At 52.2% G+C, this 228-nt stretch carries 1 protein-coding gene; it reads right to left on the bottom strand.

The window, feature by feature from the left end:
* On the bottom strand, window positions 1–218 hold a 218-nt coding region (locus AB3351_RS23655; RefSeq protein WP_371149559.1), incomplete at its 3' end, for a GerAB/ArcD/ProY family transporter.
* Window positions 219–228 lie beyond the last annotated feature (10 nt).

The raw sequence follows: 228 nt of genomic DNA, 5'->3' as shown, positions 1-228 counted from the left end.
AGAAACGATTGGATGTAAAACACGTTCGGGTAGCACATCAACGATAGGACGACGAGACCGATCGCGAGCGGCCACAGAAAAACCCGCAGATCCGGGATCCGCAGCGATTCCGAGAAAGCGAGCAGGGACGCGTGAAAGGTCAGCGTTATCTTGATGAAAATCGAGCAGATCCAGATAAAGATCATGATGCCTTCGATCCGTTCCAGGAACCGGCCGATCTTGATGTTC

Source organism: Aneurinibacillus sp. REN35 (assembly GCF_041379945.2).
Classification (GTDB): domain Bacteria; phylum Bacillota; class Bacilli; order Aneurinibacillales; family Aneurinibacillaceae; genus Aneurinibacillus.
This window is presented reverse-complemented; position numbering and strand designations above follow the sequence as displayed.